General features: G+C 73.1%; 23 protein-coding genes. 9 read left to right on the forward strand and 14 right to left on the reverse strand.

Annotated elements, in window-relative coordinates:
- Nucleotides 1-21: 21 nt before the first annotated feature.
- Nucleotides 22-219, reverse strand: coding sequence for a helix-turn-helix domain-containing protein (locus JCO01S_RS10600; RefSeq protein ID WP_068255073.1), 198 nt, complete (start codon nt 217-219; stop codon nt 22-24).
- A 181-nt stretch (nt 220-400) separates the two neighbouring features.
- On the reverse strand, nt 401-1,591 hold the full coding sequence (locus tag JCO01S_RS10605; RefSeq protein ID WP_068255077.1) for an acetoin utilization protein AcuC: 1,191 nt from the start codon (nt 1,589-1,591) through the stop codon (nt 401-403).
- Between the two features lie 70 nt (nt 1,592-1,661).
- On the opposite strand from JCO01S_RS10605, the gene JCO01S_RS10610 reads away from it, so the two are divergent.
- Nucleotides 1,662-2,321, forward strand: a complete 660-nt coding sequence (locus tag JCO01S_RS10610; RefSeq protein WP_068255173.1) for a potassium channel family protein — start codon at nt 1,662-1,664, stop codon at nt 2,319-2,321.
- A gap of 52 nt (nt 2,322-2,373) precedes the next feature.
- On the opposite strand, the gene JCO01S_RS10615 is transcribed toward JCO01S_RS10610, so the two are convergent.
- From JCO01S_RS10615 to JCO01S_RS10660, 10 genes are read right to left on the reverse strand one after another with little or no spacing between them, the layout of a single operon-like run.
- Nucleotides 2,374-2,880 carry a GNAT family N-acetyltransferase gene (locus JCO01S_RS10615; RefSeq protein ID WP_068255079.1) on the reverse strand — a complete coding sequence of 169 codons (507 nt, stop codon included), beginning with the start codon at nt 2,878-2,880 and terminating at the stop codon, nt 2,374-2,376.
- 42 nt (nt 2,881-2,922) lie between these two features.
- Entirely contained in the window at nt 2,923-3,438 is a 516-nt protein-coding gene (locus JCO01S_RS10620; RefSeq protein WP_068255082.1) for a GNAT family N-acetyltransferase, read from the reverse strand.
- Nucleotides 3,435-4,244, reverse strand: coding sequence for a pyrroline-5-carboxylate reductase (proC, locus tag JCO01S_RS10625; protein WP_245634407.1), 810 nt, complete (start codon nt 4,242-4,244; stop codon nt 3,435-3,437). The genes JCO01S_RS10620 and proC overlap by 4 nt, the downstream gene beginning before the upstream one ends.
- 48 nt (nt 4,245-4,292) lie before the next feature.
- Complete coding sequence (locus JCO01S_RS10630) at nt 4,293-5,231, reverse strand: proline dehydrogenase family protein (RefSeq protein WP_068255084.1); 939 nt, start codon at nt 5,229-5,231, stop codon at nt 4,293-4,295.
- Nucleotides 5,228-6,148, reverse strand: coding sequence for a diacylglycerol/lipid kinase family protein (locus JCO01S_RS10635; protein ID WP_068255087.1), 921 nt, complete (start codon nt 6,146-6,148; stop codon nt 5,228-5,230). Before JCO01S_RS10635 ends, JCO01S_RS10630 begins: the two co-directional genes overlap by 4 nt.
- A gap of 30 nt (nt 6,149-6,178) precedes the next feature.
- Nucleotides 6,179-6,913 carry an ABC transporter permease gene (locus tag JCO01S_RS10640; RefSeq protein ID WP_068255090.1) on the reverse strand — a complete coding sequence of 245 codons (735 nt, stop codon included), beginning with the start codon at nt 6,911-6,913 and terminating at the stop codon, nt 6,179-6,181.
- Nucleotides 6,910-7,638: an ABC transporter ATP-binding protein gene (locus JCO01S_RS10645; protein ID WP_068255091.1), complete on the reverse strand. Its 729-nt coding sequence runs from the start codon at nt 7,636-7,638 to the stop codon at nt 6,910-6,912. Before JCO01S_RS10645 ends, JCO01S_RS10640 begins: the two co-directional genes overlap by 4 nt.
- A gap of 51 nt (nt 7,639-7,689) precedes the next feature.
- On the reverse strand, nt 7,690-8,286 hold the full coding sequence (locus JCO01S_RS10650; RefSeq protein ID WP_068255093.1) for a TetR/AcrR family transcriptional regulator: 597 nt from the start codon (nt 8,284-8,286) through the stop codon (nt 7,690-7,692).
- On the reverse strand, nt 8,283-9,113 hold the full coding sequence (locus tag JCO01S_RS10655; protein WP_068255096.1) for a sugar phosphate isomerase/epimerase family protein: 831 nt from the start codon (nt 9,111-9,113) through the stop codon (nt 8,283-8,285). The genes JCO01S_RS10650 and JCO01S_RS10655 overlap by 4 nt, the downstream gene beginning before the upstream one ends.
- A 25-nt stretch (nt 9,114-9,138) precedes the next feature.
- Nucleotides 9,139-10,065 carry a Ppx/GppA family phosphatase gene (locus JCO01S_RS10660; RefSeq protein WP_068255097.1) on the reverse strand — a complete coding sequence of 309 codons (927 nt, stop codon included), beginning with the start codon at nt 10,063-10,065 and terminating at the stop codon, nt 9,139-9,141.
- A gap of 64 nt (nt 10,066-10,129) precedes the next feature.
- On the opposite strand from JCO01S_RS10660, the gene JCO01S_RS10665 reads away from it, so the two are divergent.
- Genes JCO01S_RS10665 through JCO01S_RS10685 form a run of 5 tightly spaced genes read left to right on the forward strand, consistent with a single transcriptional unit; the run spans nt 10,130 to nt 15,806 of the window.
- Nucleotides 10,130-10,960, forward strand: coding sequence for a DUF3109 family protein (locus JCO01S_RS10665; protein ID WP_157074573.1), 831 nt, complete (start codon nt 10,130-10,132; stop codon nt 10,958-10,960).
- Complete coding sequence (locus JCO01S_RS10670) at nt 10,957-12,366, forward strand: FAD-binding oxidoreductase (RefSeq protein WP_068255101.1); 1,410 nt, start codon at nt 10,957-10,959, stop codon at nt 12,364-12,366. The genes JCO01S_RS10665 and JCO01S_RS10670 overlap by 4 nt, the downstream gene beginning before the upstream one ends.
- Nucleotides 12,367-12,402: 36 nt before the next feature.
- Nucleotides 12,403-13,800: a DNA repair protein RadA gene (gene radA, locus JCO01S_RS10675; protein WP_068255104.1), complete on the forward strand. Its 1,398-nt coding sequence runs from the start codon at nt 12,403-12,405 to the stop codon at nt 13,798-13,800.
- A gap of 52 nt (nt 13,801-13,852) precedes the next feature.
- On the forward strand, nt 13,853-14,932 hold the full coding sequence (gene disA / locus JCO01S_RS10680; protein ID WP_068255110.1) for a DNA integrity scanning diadenylate cyclase DisA: 1,080 nt from the start codon (nt 13,853-13,855) through the stop codon (nt 14,930-14,932).
- Between the two features lies 1 nt (nt 14,933).
- Nucleotides 14,934-15,806, forward strand: coding sequence for an iron-sulfur binding domain-containing protein (locus JCO01S_RS10685; protein ID WP_068255113.1), 873 nt, complete (start codon nt 14,934-14,936; stop codon nt 15,804-15,806).
- Between the two features lie 39 nt (nt 15,807-15,845).
- On the opposite strand, the gene JCO01S_RS10690 is transcribed toward JCO01S_RS10685, so the two are convergent.
- On the reverse strand, nt 15,846-16,361 hold the full coding sequence (locus JCO01S_RS10690) for an amino-acid N-acetyltransferase (RefSeq protein ID WP_068255116.1): 516 nt from the start codon (nt 16,359-16,361) through the stop codon (nt 15,846-15,848).
- Between the two features lie 38 nt (nt 16,362-16,399).
- Entirely contained in the window at nt 16,400-17,512 is a 1,113-nt protein-coding gene (locus JCO01S_RS10695; RefSeq protein ID WP_068255119.1) for an alpha/beta hydrolase, read from the reverse strand.
- Nucleotides 17,513-17,601: 89 nt separating this feature from the next.
- Between JCO01S_RS10695 and JCO01S_RS10700 the strand changes: the two genes are divergently transcribed.
- From JCO01S_RS10700 to JCO01S_RS10710, 3 genes are read left to right on the forward strand one after another with little or no spacing between them, the layout of a single operon-like run.
- Nucleotides 17,602-17,961 carry an ArsR/SmtB family transcription factor gene (locus tag JCO01S_RS10700; RefSeq protein WP_068255122.1) on the forward strand — a complete coding sequence of 120 codons (360 nt, stop codon included), beginning with the start codon at nt 17,602-17,604 and terminating at the stop codon, nt 17,959-17,961.
- Nucleotides 17,958-18,476, forward strand: coding sequence for an SRPBCC family protein (locus tag JCO01S_RS10705; RefSeq protein WP_068255125.1), 519 nt, complete (start codon nt 17,958-17,960; stop codon nt 18,474-18,476). Before JCO01S_RS10700 ends, JCO01S_RS10705 begins: the two co-directional genes overlap by 4 nt.
- Nucleotides 18,473-19,054: a TIGR03086 family metal-binding protein gene (locus JCO01S_RS10710; RefSeq protein ID WP_068255128.1), complete on the forward strand. Its 582-nt coding sequence runs from the start codon at nt 18,473-18,475 to the stop codon at nt 19,052-19,054. The genes JCO01S_RS10705 and JCO01S_RS10710 overlap by 4 nt, the downstream gene beginning before the upstream one ends.
- Nucleotides 19,055-19,162 lie beyond the last annotated feature (108 nt).

Consider the following 19,162-nt stretch of genomic DNA (forward strand, 5'->3'; position numbering starts at 1 on the left):
GGGTCCGTCGGGGAGCCCGACTCAGGCGGTGTCCACGTAGGAGCTGTCGAGGTACTTGTGCACCGCCTCCTCGGAGACCCGGAAACTGCGCCCGACCCGGACGGCCGGCAGGTCGCCGTTGTGCACCATCCGGTACACCGTCATCTTCGAGACACGCATGATCGACGCGACCTCCGCCACGGTGAGGAACCGCACCTCACCCAGTCGATCGTTCGACATGTTCACCTCGATCCCTGCAGAGACGCACCACCGACCCCGTGCCGGCAGACCTGAACGTGCCCTGCTCAGGCAACCATAGGTGCACATGTGACGAGTGGGAAGTCTGGGAGAAGAAATCGATACCTCCCGTCCACCCGACACGCCGACAGATCCCCGACAATCTCGGGAAGGGTCGAAAAAATCAGTCGAACCACACATCGAGACCGTGGAACGGGAAGACGGCCTCGCGCGCGGCCATGATCGCCCGGTCGACGCTGCTGTGCGGGTTGTACCCCATCGCCCACGGCTGCACCCAGATCGGCAGGTCCTCCTCGGGCAGGTCCCCCATCCGCTCCGGTGGCTCCTGGCCGGAGAGCCGGCGGACACGCTCGCGCCAGTCCGGCGGCGTCTCGGTCAGCGCCGGCACCGGGTGGTGGGCGGCGATCGCGGTCAGGTGGGTCCACGTGCGCGGGACGACCGAGGCGACCGCGTAGCCACCGCCACCGAGGGCGAGCCACCGCCCGTCCGTGGTCTCGTGGGCGAGCCGGTGCAGGTTGACCGCGGCCTGGCGCTGCGCGTCCACCGAGAGCGCCATGTGCGCCAGCGGGTCGTCGCGGTGGGTGTCGCAGCCGTGCTGGGTCACGAGCACCTCCGGCTCGAAGGCCCGCACGAGGGGCACCGCGACCGAGGTGATCGCCCGCAGCCACGGCCCGTCGGTCACGCCCGGCGGGAGCGCGACGTTGACCGCGCTGCCCTGCGCGCCGGTCCCGCCGTGGTCACCGGGCCAGCCGGTGCCGGGGAAGAGCGTGCGACCGCTCTCGTGCACGGAGACCGTCAGCACCCGGGGGTCGTCGTAGAAGGCGGCCTCGACGCCGTCGCCGTGGTGGACGTCGACGTCGACGTAGGCGACGCGCTTCGCCCCGTTGTCCAGCAGCCACCGGATCGCGGCGGCCGCGTCGTTGTAGACGCAGAAGCCCGCGGCCCGGTCGCGCATCGCGTGGTGCAGACCGCCGGTGAAGTTCACCGCGTGCTCCTTGGCCCCGGTCCACACCCGGCGGGCGCACTCCACGCTGCCCGCGACGACCCGGGCGCTGGAGTCGTGCATGTCGGCGAAGGCGGGCACGTCCTCGGTCCCGATCCCCCACCGGCCGTCGGCCGCCGCGGGGTCCGCGGAGGCAGCCCGCACCGCCTCGATGTAGTCACGGTCGTGGACGGTCGCCAACTGGTCGTCGTCGGCCACGTCCACGTCGACCAGCTCCACCTCGTCGAAGACCCCCAGCTCCCGGCAGAGACGGGCAGTCAGGTCGAGTCGTACGGGTGACATCGGATGTCCCACGCCGAAGTCGTAGCGGGTGAAGTCCTCGCCCCACACGGCGCACGCCTGCGTGCTCATGCGGAGCACCGTACCCCGGCTAGTGTCGTGCCCGGAGCACGCAACCAACAGGAGGACGCCCGTGCCGCGCATGCGCCTGCACAACGAAGATGTCCTGGTCGTCGGCCTCGGCCGTTTCGGGGGGGCGGTGGCCACCGAGCTGCACCGGCTCGGCAACCGGGTCACGGCCCTGGAGCTCGATCCGCACCTGGCCGAGGGCTACCTGGGTCGCGTCGGTCGGATCGTCCAGGGCGACGCCACGCTCGTGACGACGATCGAGGAGCTGAAGCCCCACACCTTCTCCGCCTGCGTGCTCTGCGTCGGGTCCTCGATCGAGGCCTCCGTGCTCGCGGCGGTCAACCTCATCGACGGCGAGGCGGACAAGGTCTGGGCGAAGGCGGTCAGCCCCGAGCACGCGCGCATCCTCAACCGGATCGGCGTGCACCACGTCCTCTCCCCCGAGATCGAGTCCGGCAAGCGGCTGGCCCACCTCATCGGCAGCCGACTGATGGACTACATCGAGTTCGACGACGGCTTCGCCATCGTCAAGATGACCCCGCCGCAGGAGGCGGTCGGCTTCACCCTCGAGCAGTCCGAGCTGCGCGCCAAGTACGGCGTGACCGTCGTCGGCGTGAAGTCACCCGGGCAGGACTTCACCTACGCCAAGCCGGACACGAAGGTCCGCAGCGGCGACCTCATCATCGTCTCCGGGCCGACGACCCTCATCGAGCGGATGGCCGCCCGACCCTGACACTCCCGGGACCGAAGGGGGCGGGCCCGACCGCGGTGGGCCGGGCAGGGGCTCAGGCGCGGTCCTCGCCGAGGGCGAGGACGAGGGCGATCTCCTGCTCGTCACCACCGGTGCGCATCGCACGCCGGTCATCGGTGGGGCGGAAGCCGAAGCTGGAGGCGAAGGCGACCGCGCGCCCGTTGTCCGAACCCACCCAGTAGTAGAGCTGGGTGCGCCCGTGACCGGCGGCGATCCGGGCCCCCTCGCGCACGAGGGCCGCAGCGGCGCCGTGGCCGCGCCACTCGGGGCGGACCCACAGGCCGAAGAGCTGGCCGCCGGTGGCCTCCTCCTGCTCGTTGGCATCACCGATGCTCACGACGCCGACCTGCTGGTCGTCGACCTCGGCCACGAGCCGAGCGGAGCGGCGCATCCGGGCCCGCCAGAAGTCCTCGGGCTTCTCGGACTCGTCCGAGTGGTCGGCCACGAAGGCGTCCGGGGCCTCCTTGAGCGCCTCCAGGCGCAGGGACCTGAAGGTCGCCCAGTCGTCCTCGCCCAGCTCGCGCACGGTGATCTCACTCATGGCATCACTCTCTCATCCTCGAGGCCCCCACACCTGTCGGGGTCACCGAATCGTCACCTGACGGCCATTACCGTCGATCGTCCTGCTCATCCGCTCACACCGCTCAACATTGCCGCAGCTGCCGTCGAATCGAAAGCCCTTTCGCCGGTAGAAGGCCGCCGCGCGAGGGTTGTCGGCCATGACGTGGAGGCGGACCTCGACGTGGCCCCGGTCGGCCGCGTGACGCACCGCCTCCTCGAGCAGCGCATCAGCCACACCCGCGCCCCGGGCGTGGCCGGCGACCCACATCGCCACGACCTCCGGCGCCTCGGGGTCGGCCCCGGGCTCGGGGTCGGGCTCGAGCAGCGTCGCGGCCCCGAGGGGCAGCCCGTCCTCCCGCTCCGCGAGCAGCACCGTCTGCCCGAGCCGCTCGCGCCAGGTCTCCTCGGTGAAGTCCACCTCGCGGGCGAAGGAGCTGCCGTAGGCGGACGGGGCATCGAGCAGCATGGCCAGCCGGACGGCCCGGTAGCACGCCCAGTCCGCCCGGGTGAGCCGCCGCACCGACCAGCGCACGGTCACCGCCCGGCCGACCGGTCCGCGCAGGTCGTGATCGCATCCGCCACGGCATGACGCAGGCCGTGGGCCTCGAGCCGGGCCAGGGCGGCGGCGGTCGAGCCCCCGGGAGAGGTCACCTGGGCCCGGAGCACGGCGGCCTCCTCACCGGTCTCCCGGAGCATGGTGCCGGCGCCGAGCGCCGCCTGGGTGGCCAGCTCGCGGGCGTCGGCGCGGGTCAGCCCGCGTGCGACGCCGGCGTCGACCATCGCCTCGACGAAGAGGTAGAAGTACGCCGGCGCGGACCCGGACAGCGCGGCGGCGGCGTCCTGCTGGGACTCCGGCAGCACGAGGGTGCGCCCGGTCGCGGCGAGCGCGGCCCGCACGAGGCCGAGCTGCTCGTCGGTGACGGTCTCGCCGGGGCTGAGCACGACCATGCCCTGCCCGACGCGCGCAGGGGTGTTCGGCATGGCCCGCACGACCGCGGTCCCCTCGGGCAGGTGCGCCGCGAGGTCGGCATTGGTCACGCCCAGCGCGAGCGAGACGACCACGGCGCCCGGTCGGAGCGAGGGCGCGATCGCCTCGAGCACGTCCGCGACGGAGTAGGGCTTGACGGCGACGAGGTGCAGGTCCGCGGCAGCGGCGGCCTCCTCGGTGGTGGCGACCGAGGCCCGGGTGCCCTGCAGCCGGTCCCGCAGCTGCTCGGCCTGCTCGGCCCGGCGGACCACCGCGAGGACCTCACCGCCACCGGCCGCGCCCGCGGCCTCGGCGACCAGTGCGTCGAGGATCGCGCCGCCCATCGATCCGATCCCGTGGATGGCCGTCGTGCTCACGCCTACCTCCTGCGCGTCTGTGGAGTCGCCAGCGTATCGGGGGCCGACTCAGGCTCCGCGCAGCGCGTCCAGCACGATCCGGGTGCCGGTGGCCCGGTGGGCCAGGTCGCGCAGGTAGGGGAACCACTCCGGGCCGTAGGGCACGAGGATGCGCACCCGGTGGCCGGCGTCGGCGGTGCGCATCTGCAGCTCCGACTGGATCCCGTGGAAGAACTGGTACTCCAGCCCCTGGGGTCCGCGCCCGGTCTGGTCGGCGAGCCCGTCGGCCAGGTCCAGCAGCAGCGGGTCGTGCGTCGCGACGACCGTCGGCAGGTCCGCCGCGTAGAGGATCGCCAGGCAGCGCGCGAAGGCCAGGTCCACCTCGTGCGGGTCCTGCCACGCGACCGAGCGCGGGTCGCCCGCGCCTCCCCTGACCAGCCGCACCCGGACGCCGTCGCCGACGAGGCGGGCCGCGTCCCCTTCGCTGCGGTGGCGCCGGGCGACGAGCGAGGCGGTCAGCCGGGGGTGGTCGTGGTGGACGGCGGAGGCGAGGTCGAGCACCCGGTCGGCGAGTTCGGCCGGCCCCGACCGCAGCGTGATGTCGACGGAGTGCTCGTCGCCGACCTCGCACACCCGCTCGAGGGCGGCACGCGCGCCCTGCTGGTCGAAGCCGATCCCGAGCTGTTCGGGACCGAGGTAGATCTCGGCGTGGATGTCGCCGCCGGCGGTGTGCGGGGCGAGGGTCGTCACCGCGTCGATCGCCTCCGCGACAGTGTGCTCCACGTCCTCGGGCCCGGTGGCGTCCGGCAGGAGCGGGTGCAGCGCGGCCAGCCGGTGGGTGCGCCGCAGCCGCACCGCCTCCGCGACCGCGTCGTCGAGCTCCTCCCCCGCCACGAGCCCCTCCCGCGCGGCCCGGACGAAGGGGGTGCCCGCCACCAGGTCGCGGCGGCGGGGATCCAGGACCGCGTCGACGAGGCGGTCGCGCAGGGCGTCGGTGAGGCGGCTCATGTCGTCTCCTTCCGCGAGTGCAGCCGGTAGGCATCGGGCACGACCCGCCAGGTGCGCTCCCGGGCCGGATCGAGCGCCTCCCCGTCGGAGTTCGCGGCGAAGTCGTGGTTCATGCCCGTGACGGTGACGGTACGCACCCTCCGGGTGAGGACGTCGTCCAGCTCGGTGTGGCGGCGCGAGGCGACGCCGACGGCGTAGCGCAGCCGCTGGGTCATCGGGACCGCCCAGGAGAGCACGAGGTCGGCCCTGCCGTCCCCCGCCTCCGCGTCGGGGGCGATCTCGGCGCCCCCGCCGACGCTGGTGCCGATGGTGACGGCCACCTGCAGGAGGCGGCGGCTCCCTTCGCTCACCGTCTCGCCGTCGGCGACGACCCGCAGGTGGCGTCCCTGCTTGCCGAGGCCGGCCGCGAGGCCTCCGATGAGGTACCCGAGGCTGCCCAGGCCGATGCGGCCGAGCCGCTCCTTCCACGGGACGGCGAGCCGGCCCGCCTCCTCGCCGACCCCGATGTGCACGGCATTGGCGACGAGGTTGGCGGAGTCGTCGAGGAGCACGTCGACCGGTCGCGCGGGAGCGTCGAGGACGACCCGGGCTGCCTCCCGGGGGTCGGCGGGCAGGCCCACGCCGCGGGCGAAGTCGTTGCCCGTCCCGAGCGGTACCAGGCCGACGACCGGGCGGTCGCTGCCCAGGCCGCCGGTGCGGCAGAGCGCGGTCGTGAAGGCGTTGAGCGAGCCGTCGCCACCGGCGATGACGAGCTCGCGCCCGTCGCGGCCGGAGATGGCCGCGGCGAGGTCGTCGATGTCCGCCGTCTCGCGGACCTCGACGTCGGCGCCCGAGCGCAGTGTGGCCACCGCGGTCTCGAGGGTGGTGCGGTCGGCGCTGCCGGCCGAGGCGTTGACGAGGACGAGGAGTCGCTGCACGCGGTCACTGTAGCCGCGGCCGGGGCATCCTCACGGGGTGCGACGGCGCAGGGTGATGCTGCCCAGGCCGAGCGAGACCACGAGCCACAGCAGGATCGCGAGCGCGGGCGTGCCGAGGTCGCCGGCGGGGTCCTGCGCCGTGGCGACCGACTGGGCCGCGTCGACGAGGTAGGACAGCGGCAGCACGTCGGAGACCCACTCCAGCACCTGCGGCAGCGAGTCCCTGGGGACGAGCAGCCCGCAGAGGAGGAACTGCGGCAGGACGGTGGCCGGCATCATCTGCACCGCCTGGAACTCCGTCGTGGCGAAGGCCGAGGCGAGCAGCCCCAGCGCGGTCCCCATCAGGCCGCTCGCGACGACGACCGCGATGAGCCAGGTCAGCGGGCCGGCCACGTCCAGGCCGAAGAGGGTCACCGAGAAGCCGACGACGACGAGCCCCTGGATGACCGCGAGCAGACCGAAGGCGAGGGCGTACCCGAGGACGATGTCGCCCTTGCCGACCGGGGTGGTCAGCAGCCGCTCCAGGGTGCCGCTCGTGCGCTCGCGCAGCGTCCCGACACTGGTGGCGAGGAACATCACGACGAAGGGGAAGATCGCCACGAGGGTCGGCCCCACCCGGTCGAAGAGCGGGTTGTCGTCGTAGACCCACGCGAGCAGCCCCATGAGGACCACGGGCACGACGAGCATCATCGCCAGCGTGCGCCGGTCGCGGCGGATCTGGCGCAGCACCCGACCGGCGGTGACGAGGGTGAGGCGGGGGTTCACGCCGCCTCCTCCGCGCCGTCGACGAGGGAGAGGAAGGCACCCTCGGCGTCCGTCGCCCCGGTCGTGGCGAGCAGCCCCTCGAGGGTGTCGTCGGCGAGCACCCGGCCCTCGCGCAGCAGCAGGAGCCGGTCGCACCGGCTGGCCTCGTCCATGACGTGGCTGGAGACGAGGAGGGTGGCGCCGCCGGAGGCCAGGCTGCGGAAGAGCTCCCAGAGGTCGCGCCGCAGCACCGGGTCGAGGCCGACGGTGGGCTCGTCGAGCACGAGCAGCTCCGGGTCACCGACGAGGGCGCCGGCGAGCGAGGCCCGGCCCCGCTGGCCGCCGGAGAGGGCGTCGGCGCGGGCCTCGGCGTGGCTGGCGAGGTCGACGCGCTCGATGGCCGCGGCGGCCGCGCCCTTCGGGTCGGGCAGCCCGAGGAGGGCGGCGAGGTGGGTGACGTTCTCCGTCACCGTCAGGTCGCCGTAGATGCTCGGGGACTGCGTGACGTAGGCGACGCGGCGGCGCAGCTGCGGGGTGCCGGCGGGCCGGCCGAGCACCGTGACCTCCCCGGCCTCGACCTGCTGCACGCCGACCACGGAGCGCATGACGGTCGACTTGCCACCGCCGCTGGGGCCGAGCAGCCCGACGATCTGCCCGGTGGGGACCCGCAGGTCCAGGTCCGGGATGACCAGCCGGCCACCCCGGGTGACCCGCAGTCCGGTGATCTCCACCGCGCAATTCATCATGTGATGAATGCTACACCGCTCCCCCGGTCGGCGTCTCCCCTTCCCGGCCGGTCAGCCCACGAGGAGGCGCTGCACGGTCGGGGCCACGGTCGCGACCACCTCGGCCGGGTCCGCCTGCGCCATCGCCGGCAGCTCGATGACGTAGCGCAGCATCGCCAGACCCACGAGCTGGGCACCGGCGGCGGCGATCGCCAGGTCCGAAGGGGGCCGGCCCCCTTCGTCCTCCTCCGCCAGGGCGGCGGCGATGCGGGCCAGGACGGTGCGGGAGACGAAGTCCCGCAGCAAGTGGGCCGCGTCGGCGTGGGTGGTGGCCGAGCGCACGAGCGCCTGGAAGCGCTCCCGCCCCTGCGGGGAGTCCCACACCGAGAGGAAGGTCGCCACGATCCGCTCGCCCGCCTGCTCGCGCGGACCGCTCACCGCGGTCGTGATGAGCTCGTCGATCCCGTGCGGCACGCCGACGACCTCCTCGAAGAGGGCCTCCTTGCCGTCGAAGTAGTGGTGCACGAGCGCCGGGTCGACCCCGGCACCGCGGGCGATGCCGCGCAGCGACGTGCGGTCGAAACCCTTGGCCGCGAAGGCCGCCCGGGCCGCCTCGAGGATCTCCTCACGGGTGCTCGCGCCACCGGGGCGGCGCCCTCGCGGGCTCACGACGCCGCGTGGTCCGCGGCCGCGTCCGCCGGGACCTGCCCCAGGTGCCGGCGGGCGAAGTCGAGCGATTCGCGCAGGTCGTGCCGGCGACGACGCGGATGCCGGCGCGTGCCCACCTCGAGCACGACCGACCCGGCGAAACCGCTGCCGGCCACGTGCTCCAGCACCTGGGCGCACGGCTGGCTACCGCGGCCGGGCACGAGGTGGTCGTCCTTGAGCGTCGTGGGGTACCCGTCGGCGAGGTGGATGTGCGCCAGCCGCGGGCCCAGGTCGGTGACCATCTGCATCGCATCGCTGCGGGCGGTCGCGGTGTGCGAGAGGTCGATCGTCACGTGCTCGTAGGACTGCGGCACCGGGTCCCAGTGCGGCAGATAGGCCTGCATCGACCGGCCGCGCACGGCCCAGGGGAACATGTTCTCGACCGCGAGCACGATCTCGCCGTCGGCGCGCTCCCGCTCCGCGACCCCCGCGACGAACTCGTCGGCGTACCCGCGCTGCCACCGGAAGGGCGGGTGCAGCACGACCGTCGGGGCACCCACCGCGTGGGCCAGCTCGATGGAGCCCTCGATCTTGCCCCACGGGTCCTGGCTCATCACCCGCTGGGTGAGCAGCAGCGTCGGGGCGTGGACGGACAGGATCGGGATGCCGTGGTGCTCCGAGAGGGCGCGAAGGGCGCGTGCGTTCTGCGAGACGGGGTCGGCCCAGACCATGACCTCGACGCCGTCGTAGCCCAGCTCCGCGGCGATGTCGAAGGCCGCCGCGGCGCCCTCGGGATAGACCGAGGCCGTGGAGAGGCCGACGGGCACGCGGGCGGGAGGAGCAGCCATGCCTCGAGCCTAGACCCGTGGCTCCTCAGGCCAGCTGCTCCAGGTACCGCAGCAGGACGCCCTCGCGCATCGCCCAGGGGCAGATCTCCAGCTCGGGCACGCCCAGCAGGTCCATGGCGGCCTCGGCGACGATCGCTCCGGCGAGCAGCTGGTGGGCACGGTGGGCCGAGACGCCCGGCAGCGACGTGCGCTCCTTCGCGCTCATCGGGCTGACGCGGGCGATGATCCCGGTGACGTCGGCGAGGCGCAGCACGCGGGTGACGTAGGGGCCCTGCCCGCTCGGGGCGGCGCCGGCGATGCGGGCCAGCGAGCGCATCGTCTTGCTCGTGCCGAGGACGGTGTCCGGGTCCTTCATCCGGGCGAAGGGTCGGATGTCGCGGGCGAGCACCGCGCGCACCCGCTTGCGGGCCGTGCGGATCTCCTCGGCGGTGGGCGGGTCCCCGGGCAGCAGCTCGCGGGTCACCCGGCCGGCGCCGAGCAGCAGCGAGCGGGCCACGTCCGGCTCCTCGTCGTCGCCGAGGGTGATCTCCAGGGAGCCGCCGCCGATGTCGAGGACGAGCAGCCGCCCGGCGGACCAGCCCTCCCACCGCCTGGCGGCGAGGAAGGTCAGCCGCGCCTCGTCCTCGCCGCCGAGCACCTGCAGGTCCACGCCCGACTCGTCGCGCACCCGGTCCAGCACCTCGTCGCCGTTGGCCGCCTCGCGGATCGCGCTCGTCGCGAAGGCGAGGATCTCCTCCGCCCCCTGTTCCTCGGCCACCTCGAGGCACTCCCGCACGAAGGCCGTGAGGCTCGCCGTCCCGGACTCGCAGACGCGCCCTTCGTGGTCCACGTGCTCGGCGAGCCGCATGGGTCGCTTGTGCGACGTCGCAGGGATCGGGGCGGCTCCGTGGTGGGCGTCGACGATCAGCAGGTGGATCGTGTTGGATCCGATGTCGATGACTCCCAGACGCACCCGGCAACCGTAGCCCGCCGGGGCCCGTGCGTCGCGGGCCACCGGGTCGTAGGGTGACGCCGTGGTGGATCAGACCGCTGGCACGAGCCTCGAGACCGACCTGGCGACGGCGCGCACGTGGGTCGAGTTCGACGACCCCGCCGAGGAGGGGCAGCGCTTCCGCTGCGACCTGACCTGGCTGACCTCCTCGTGGACGTGCATCTTCGGGCAGGGCTGCCACGGGATCGATGCCGAGCACCCTGACTTCGGCTGCTGCGTGCTCGGCGCGCACTTCACCGACGAGGACGACATCCGGCGGGTGCAGCGCGTCGCCGAGGAGCTCGGCGAGGACGAGTGGCAGCTGCACCCGGGCAGCACCCGGCGCTCGGCCTGGACGGAGAAGGAGGACGGGGAGCTGAAGACGAAGGTCGTCGACGGCGCCTGCATCTTCTTCAACCGGCCGGGCTTCCCCGCCGGCGCCGGCTGCGCGCTGCACCAGCACGCGCTGCTCGAGGAGGTCGAGCCGCACACCCTCAAGCCGGACGTGTGCTGGCAGCTGCCGATCCGCCGCACCTACCGCGACGTCGAGCTGCCCGACGGCACCGAGTACCTCGAGGTGAGCATCGGCGAGTACGACCGGCGCGGGTGGGGCCCCGGCGGCCACGACCTCGACTGGTACTGCTCCGGCAGCCCGGACGCGCACGTGGGTGCCGAGCCGGTCTACCTGAGCGAGCGCGCCGGGCTCATCGAGCTCATGGGCGAGGCGGGCTACGCCGAGCTGGCCCGTCGCTGCGAGGCGCACCTGGAGCTCGTGGCGGCCGCCACGTCGAGCACGCGGGGCGGGCGCCCTTCGCCGGAGGGGCGGAGCCTGCTGCCGCTGCTCGTCCACCCGGCGACCCTGGAGGCACGGGGGTGAACCTGCCGGACCTGGTGCGGGCGGAGCTGGCACCCGAGCTCGGCCACGGGGTGCTGAGCACCGACCCGGACGTCGTCGGCGCCCACTCCACGGACCAGGCGCTCTTCTGCCCCTCCGACGGCGCCGTCGGGCTCGTGCGGGCCCGCAGCGTCGAGGACGTGCAGGCGACGATGCGCTTCGCCACCCGCCACCGGGTGCCCGTCGTCCCCCAGGGCGCACGGACCGGCCTCTCCGGCGGCGCGAACGCCGTGCCCGGGTGCCTGCTGCTCTCGGTGGAACGGATGGACCGGGTGCTCACCATCGACCCGGCCGAGCGCACCGTCACCGTCGAGCCGGGCATCATCAACGCCGACCTGAAGAGCGCGGTCGCCGAGCACGGCCTGTCCTACCCGCCGGACCCGGGGTCGGTCGCGATCTCCTCGATCGGCGGCAACGTCGCCACCAACGCCGGCGGCCTGTGCTGCGTGCGCTACGGCGTCACCCGCGACTACGTGCGCCGGCTGCGCGTCGTGCTCGCCGACGGCACCCTCACCACCCTCGGGACCACGACGGCGAAGGGAGTCGCCGGCCTCGACCTGTGCGGCCTCCTCGTCGGCTCGGAGGGCACCCTCGGCGTCGTCGTCGAGGTCACGCTGCGCCTCGTGCCGGCGCTGCCGGAGGCGGTGACCGCGGTGGCGACGTTCCCCGACATCCGGGCCGCCGCCTCGACCGTCGCCGACCTCATGGCCTCGGGGGCCCAGCCCTCGCTCGTGGAGTCGATGGACCGCGCGACGCTGCAGATCCTCGCCGAGGTCGGCTACGGCGACGTCGGGGCGGACGCCGGGGCGATGCTGCTCGTGCAGTCCGACGGTGGCGGCAGCCTCGCGGCCGCGCAGGCGGAGGTCGAGGCGCTCGGCGAGTTCGCGCGGGCCCACGGGGCGCTCGACGTCGCGGTCTCGGACGACCCCGCGGACAGTGCCGACCTCGTGCAGATGCGGCGGATGGCCCAGCCCTCCTTCGAGACGTGGGCCCAGAGCCACGGCGGTGGGCAGCTGCTCGACGACGTGTGCCTGCCACGCACCCGGCTGCCGGAGTTCTACGACCGGCTCGAGGACGTGCGCGAGGAGTCCGGCCTGACGATCGCGGTCGCGGCGCACGCGGGGGACGGCAACACCCACCCGTCGGTCTTCTTCGACTCCTCCGACCCGGGGAGCGTCGCGCGGGCCGAGCTGGCCTTCGACCGGATCATGGAGATCGGCCTGGAGCTCGGCGGGACGATCACCGGTGAGCACGGGGTGGGGCACCTGAAGCGGCGCTGGCTCGCCCGGGAGCTCGACGAGGGCAACCGGCAGGTGCACCGGGCGGTCAAGGCGGCGCTGGACCCGCTGGGGATCCTCAACCCGGGGAAGATGCTCCAGGACCTGTGAGCGCTGGCTGTCGTGGCCGGCACGTAGGTTGCTGCCATGGCGACGAAGAAGGGCGGCGCGAGCTTCCGCTGCAGCGAGTGCGGCTGGAGCACGGTCAAGTGGGTCGGTCGGTGCGGTGAGTGCCAGGCCTGGGGCACGGTCGAGGAGACCGGCGTCGAGGCGGCGCGCCCGCTGGCGGCGGCGCGGGTGGAGCGGCCCGCGGTCCCGATCCGCGAGGTCGACGTCGAGGAGGCGAGCGCGCGCAGCACGCAGGTGCCGGAGTTCGACCGGGTGCTGGGCGGCGGGCTCGTGCCCGGGTCGGTGGTGCTCGTCGCGGGCGAGCCCGGGATCGGCAAGTCCACCCTGCTGCTGGACGTCGCCGCCCGGGTCGGTGAGCAGCGACGGGTGCTCTACATCAGCGGCGAGGAGTCCGCGGCGCAGGTGCGCGGACGGGCCGAGCGCATCGACGCCGTCGCCGAGGACCTCTACCTGGCCTCGGAGACCGACCTGGCCACGGTGCTCGGGCAAATCGACCAGGTACGCCCCGACCTCGTCATCGTCGACTCGGTGCAGACCGTCGCCTCCGCGGAGATCGACGGTGCGGCGGGCAATGCCGCGCAGGTGCGCGAGGTGGCCCGGGCGCTGATCCAGCGGGCGAAGGCGGGCGGCTTCGCGATGCTGCTCGTCGGGCACGTCACCAAGGAGGGCTCGATCGCCGGGCCCCGCGTGCTGGAGCACCTCGTCGACGTCGTCGTGCAGTTCGACGGCGACCGGCACTCGCGGCTGCGGCTGGTCCGCGCGGTGAAGAACCGCTACGGCCCCACCGACGAGGTGGGCTGCTTCGACCTCTCCGAGCGCGGGATCGTCGGGTTGAGCGACCCGAGCGGGCTCTTCCTCTCCAGTCGGCACGTCACCGTCCCCGGCACCTGCGCCACCGTCACGCTCGAAGGGCGACGTCCGCTCGTGGTCGAGGTGCAGTCCCTGGTCACTCCCTCGGCCATCCCCACCCCGCGGCGGGCCAACGTCGGTCTGGACTCCGGCCGGGTCTCGATGATCATCGCGGTGCTGGACAAGCGAGCCGGCGCGCCGATCGGCACCTCGGACGCCTACGTCTCGACCGTGGGCGGGGTGCGGATCACCGAGCCCGCGAGCGACCTGGCCATCGCGATCGCGATCGCGAGCGCGATCATGGACAAGCCGGTCCCCCACGACCTGCTCGCCCTCGGCGAGGTGGGTCTCAGCGGTGAGGTCCGACCCGCGGTCGGTGTCTCCCGCCGACTGTCGGAGGCGGCGCGACTGGGCTTCCGGACCGCCCTGGTGCCCCGCGGCGCCCTGGCCGACGTCGCCCCGCCGGAGGGCATGGAGGTCATCGAGGTGGTCGACGTCCAGGGGGCCATCCACCACGTGAACCAGACTCCCGCAGAACGGTTCCGGCTCCACCCCGTGGGGCCGTAGCCCCCTTCGCCGCCCGGCTGCACCCCCCTGCACCAAGGCTTAGACTCAGGCCGTGCCCGAACCCTTCACGTCCGAGCTGTTCCGGTCGACCCTCGCCGCGGTCGCGCCGGGGAGCGAGCTGCGCGACGGGCTCGAGCGGATCCTGCGCGGCAACACCGGCGCCCTGATCGTCCTCGGCTACGACCGGCTCGTCGCCTCGCTGTGCACGGGGGGTTTCGACCTGGACGTCGGCTTCTCGGCGACCCGGCTGCGCGAGCTGGCCAAGATGGACGGCGCGGTCGTCGTCGACTCCTCGGTGGGCCGGATCCGCAAGGCGGCCGTCCAGCTCGTGCCGGACCCGTCGATCGAGACCGTGGAGTCGGGCACGCGGCACCGCACCGCGGAGCGGGTCGCCCGGCAGACGGGCCACCCGGTGGTCTCGGTGAGCCAGTCGATGCACATCATCGCCCTCTACGTCGACGGGAACCGGCACGTGCTGCGCACGACGACCGAGCTCGTCTCGCAGGCCAACCAGGCGATGCAGACCCTCGAGCGCTACAAGTCCCGGCTCGACGAGGTCACCGGCACCCTCTCCGCGCTCGAGGTCGAGGACCTGGTCACCGTCCGCGACGTCGCGATCGTCCTGCAGCGCCTGGAGATGGTCAGCCGGATCCGCACCGAGATCGCCGGCTACATCCTCGAGCTCGGTGTCGACGGCCGGCTGCTCACCCTCCAGCTGGAGGAGCTGACCGTCGGTCTGGACGAGGACATGCACGCGCTGATCCTGGACTACCTGCACGCCGAGGGTGCCGTGTGCACCGCCGAGGACGTCCTGGCCAACCTCGGCGCGCTGGACGCCACCGAGCTGCTCGACCTGGGGCAGGTCGCCAAGACGATGGGCTTCGGCATCGTCGGTGAGTCCCTCGACGGCAGTGTGCACCCGCGCGGACTGCGGTTGCTCTCGAAGATCCCGCGACTGCCCGGCGCGATCGTCGAACGGCTGGCGGACCGCTTCGGGTCGCTGCAGCCGCTGCTGGCCGCGGGGATCGACGAGCTGATGAGCGTCGACGGCGTCGGGGAGCTGCGCGCCCGCACGGTGCGCGAGGGACTCTCCCGGCTCGCCGAGTCCTCGATCCTGGAGCGCTACGTCTGAGATGGCGCGGGCGCTGCATCGGGCGGTGCTCGACTGGTACCAGCGTGCCGGTCGGGACCTGCCGTGGCGCCACCCCGGGTGCTCGGCATGGGGGATCTACCTCTCCGAGGTGATGTCCCAGCAGACCCCGGTGGCCCGGGTGCAGCCGGTCTGGGAGCGGTGGCTGGAGCGGTGGCCGACGCCCGCTGACCTGGCGGCGGACTCCCCCGGTGAGGCGGTGCGCATGTGGGACCGGCTCGGGTACCCGCGGCGGGCACTGCGGCTCTGGGAGTCGGCGGGCGTGATGGTCGAGCGCCACGGAGGTGACGTGCCGCGCGACCACGAGGACCTGCTGGCGCTGCCCGGTGTCGGGGCATACACCGCGGCGGCAGTCGCCTCCTTCGCCTTCGGCGAGCCGCTGCCGGTCGTCGACACCAACGTGCGGCGGGTGCTGGCGCGGGCGGTCAGCGGTGAGCAGCACGCGGCGCCGGCGCTGACGGTGGCGGAGTCGCGGCTCGCGGCGGAGTGGATGCCCGAGGACCGGGACGAGGCGAACGCGTGGAATGCCGCGGTCATGGAGCTCGGTGCCCTGGTGTGCACCGCGCGATCCCCCCGGTGCGGCGAGTGCCCGGTGGCGTCGCTGTGCGCGTGGCAGCTGGCGGGCCGGCCGGAGCAGGAGGGGCCGCCGCGGCGTGGGCAGGCCTGGCACGGCACGGACCGGCAGGTCCGCGGGCGGATCGTCCAGCTGCTGCGGGAGAGCCCGGACCCGGTGCCGAGGACCGCGGTGGAGCTGGTGTGGCCGGATGACGAGGCGAAGGTCGAGCGTTGCCTGGCGGGCCTGCTCGAGGACGGGCTGATCGAGCCGGTCGAGGGCGGTTACGCGCTGCCCGCCTGACGGTCCGGAGGCCGGCGGTCGGCACTGCTGGTCGGGCGGTCAGAGCAGGCGGTCGGGGTCGATGTGCAGCAGCATCCGGGTGTTGCCCAGGGTGTTGGGCTTGACCCGCTCCAGGTCGAGGAACTCCGCGACACCCTCGTCGTAGGAGCGCAGCAGCTCCATGTAGACCTCGGGGTCGACGGCCTGCCCCTCGATCTCGACGAAGCCGTGCCGGGTGAAGAAGTCGGTCTCGAAGGTCAGGCAGAACAGGCGGCTCACCCCGAGGTCGACGGCGTCGTCGACGAGTGACTCGAGCAGCGCGCCACCGACGCCCTTGCCGAGGTGCGCGTCGGCGACCGCGAGGGTGCGGATCTCGGCGAGGTCGTCCCACATGACGTGCAGGGCGCCGCACCCGATGACCTGCCCGTCCTCCTCGGCGACCCGGAACTCCTGCAGCCCCTCGAAGTAGGCGACGATGTCCTTGCTGACGAGGACCCGTCGCTCGGCCAGCGGCGCGACGAGATCCCGTACGGCCCGTACGTCCGAGGTCCGGGCCCGACGAATGGTGACGCTCACCCCGCCAAACCTACGCTCCGCCCCGGAGACGAAGGGGCTCAGCCCGCCTTCGTCAGGTGGTCCAGGACCTTCGGCAGGTCCTGCGGGAAGGCCGTCTTCACCGCGTGGATGTGGTCACCCTCGACCTGGTACTGGGTGACGTCCTCGACCCCGCGCCCGCGCAGCAGCTTGGCGAACTGCGGCTGGTCGATGATCACCGGGCCCTCGTTGGCGTCCTCGGTGTCGTCGCCGGCGATGAGCGAGATCCGCTTGCCCAGGTAGGAGTCGAGGTGGGCGCGGGGGTTCTCGGTGTCCCACACCGCCGGGTCGCCTCCCTCGATGATCGGCGGCACCTTGTGGATCCGCTCGTCCGGCACCATGCTCGCGTCCCACTTCACCGGTGGGCCGAGGAGGGCGCCGGGGTTGAGCCCGTCGACGACGACACTGCAGTACATGTACGTCTGCAGCGAGTGGTGCCCGACGTCGCTCGGTGCGGAGTAGGAGGAGACGGCCGCGAAGAGCTCGGGCCGCTTGGCCACGTGGTGCACCGCCGCGAAGCCGCCCATCGAGTAGCCGAGGACGGCACGCCCCTCCGGGGTGCCGAGAGTGCGGAAGTTGGCGTCCACCCACGGCACGAGCTGGTCGAGGTGGAAGGTCTGCCAGTTGCGACGCAGCCAGATGAACTCGTGGCGGGCGTCCAGACCCCAGCAGCCCTTGCTGATGTCCGGCATGACGTAGATCGCCTCCGTCTCGGCGGTCTCGTCCAGGAGCATCGAGCGGTCGCTGCCCTTGGCGGTCATGGTGTGCCACATCCGGAAGTCCGCCTCGTCACCACCGCCGTGGAAGAGGTAGACGACCGGATAACGCTTGTCGGCGTCCGTGTCGTAGTTCCTCGGCAGCAGCACGTTGACCCCCGGCCCGCCGCCTCCCCAGCCGGTGACCTCCCGGGTACCGAGGCGGAGGTAGACGAGGCGGTGCTCCCAGTCCCAGCGTTGCGCCGCACGAACGGTCAGGCCGTACCCGTCGTCGAAGGTCAGTCCGCCGGTCCGCGTCGCGGCCCGGGCGGGCGCCCCCGTCGCGATCCCGAGGCCGGTCGCCGCGGCCCCGGTCAGCGTGGCGCCGAGGAGCCGGCGCCGGCTCGGGTGGGGGCCCTGCCCGTGTGAGGTGTCCATCCCCCCACCGTGGCCGATGTCGCCCCTTGACGCGAGGCGAGAAGCAGTCCACGATCGTATTAAACCTTTTGGTTGATGAAGGAGATGCCGTGGATGACGACTCCGTGGACCGCCTGTCCCGGTCCTTCGCCGCGCTCTCCGACCCCGTCCGCCGCGACATCGTCGCGCGCCTCACGGTCGGTGACGCCACCGTCAACGACCTCGCAGCCCCCTACGACATCAGCCTCCAGGCCGTGAGCAAGCACCTCAAGGTCCTGGAGGGTGCCGGGCTCGTGACCCGGCGCAGGGAGGCCCAACGCCGTCCGGTCCACCTCGAGAGCGAGGCGCTGGCAGCCATGACCGGCTGGATCGAGCGGCACCAGCAGCGGGCCGAGGCACGCATGGCCCGACTCGAAGGGGTCCTGACGGATCTCCCTTCGCCTCACACCACGTCTGGAGCAGACCGATGACCGAGCACCTCACGACCGCGACCATCGAGGCGGACCCGCAGGTCCCCGCCATCCGCATCACCCGCGACTTCCGAGCGGACCCGGAGCAGGTCTTCCGGGCGCACACCGATCCCGACCTCTACGCCCGATGGGTCGGCCCCCACGAGCTGTCCACCCGCATCGACCACTGGGACGCCCGGACCGGCGGCAGCTACCGCTTCACCAACCTCGTGCGCGAAGGGAGCGAGCGCCGCCTCGACGGTGGCGAGGAGGAGTTCCACTTCTTCGGCAGCTTCCACGAGGTCCGGCCCGACCGGGTCGTGCAGACCTTCACGTACGAGGGTTTCCCGGACGGGGTCTCCCTCGAGACGATGACCTTCGAGGATCTCGGCGGCGGGTGGACGCGGCTGCACAGCCACTCGCTCATGGACTCCTTCGAGGCCCGCGAGATGATGCTCTCCTCCGGGATGGACATCGGTGTCCACGAGGGGTACGAGACGCTGGACTCGATGCTCGCCGAAGGGGTGGTCGCATGACCTCGCTGGGCGAGCTGCCGATCACCGAGCGCTACATCCGGGCGGCGGCCACGTTCACCGACCGGGTCCGCGGCACGAGTGACTGGGACGCGCCCACGCCCGTCCCGGAATGGCGTGCGCGCGACGTCGTCGGGCACCTCACCACGTGGCTCCCCGACCTCCTGGCTGCTGGCTCCCCCGTCGAGCTCGACCCGGTGCCCTCCGCCGACGAGGATCCCGTCGCCGCGTGGACCGCGACGGATGCCCAGGTCCGAGCGCTGCTGGAGGACCCCGCGAGCGAGCAGGTGGTCTTCTCCCACCAGTACATCGGACAGCTGCCGCTGCCGGCGATGCTCGACCAGTACTTCACGTCCGACGTCGTCTTCCACACCTGGGACCTCGCCCGCGCCACCGGCCAGGACGACGGCCTCGACGAGGACTACATCGCGGGAGCGTTGGAGGGTATGGCCGCCCAGGAGGAGCTGATCCGCTCCTCCGGGCAGTTCGGCGAGCAGCAGCCGGTCCCGCAGGACGCGAGCGTCCAGGAGCGGTTCCTCTCCTTCATCGGGCGGAACCCACGCTGGGCTCCCCCGGCCTGACCACGAGTCCCCGGCCATGACGAAGGGGGCCGACCACTCGCTGGTGGTCGGCCCCCTTCCCTTCGAGGCTCGTCGCAGAACTCCTCGCCCCTCAGGGAGCGGAGGTGC

The organism is Janibacter corallicola NBRC 107790 (assembly GCF_001570965.1).
GTDB lineage: Bacteria > Actinomycetota > Actinomycetes > Actinomycetales > Dermatophilaceae > Janibacter > Janibacter corallicola.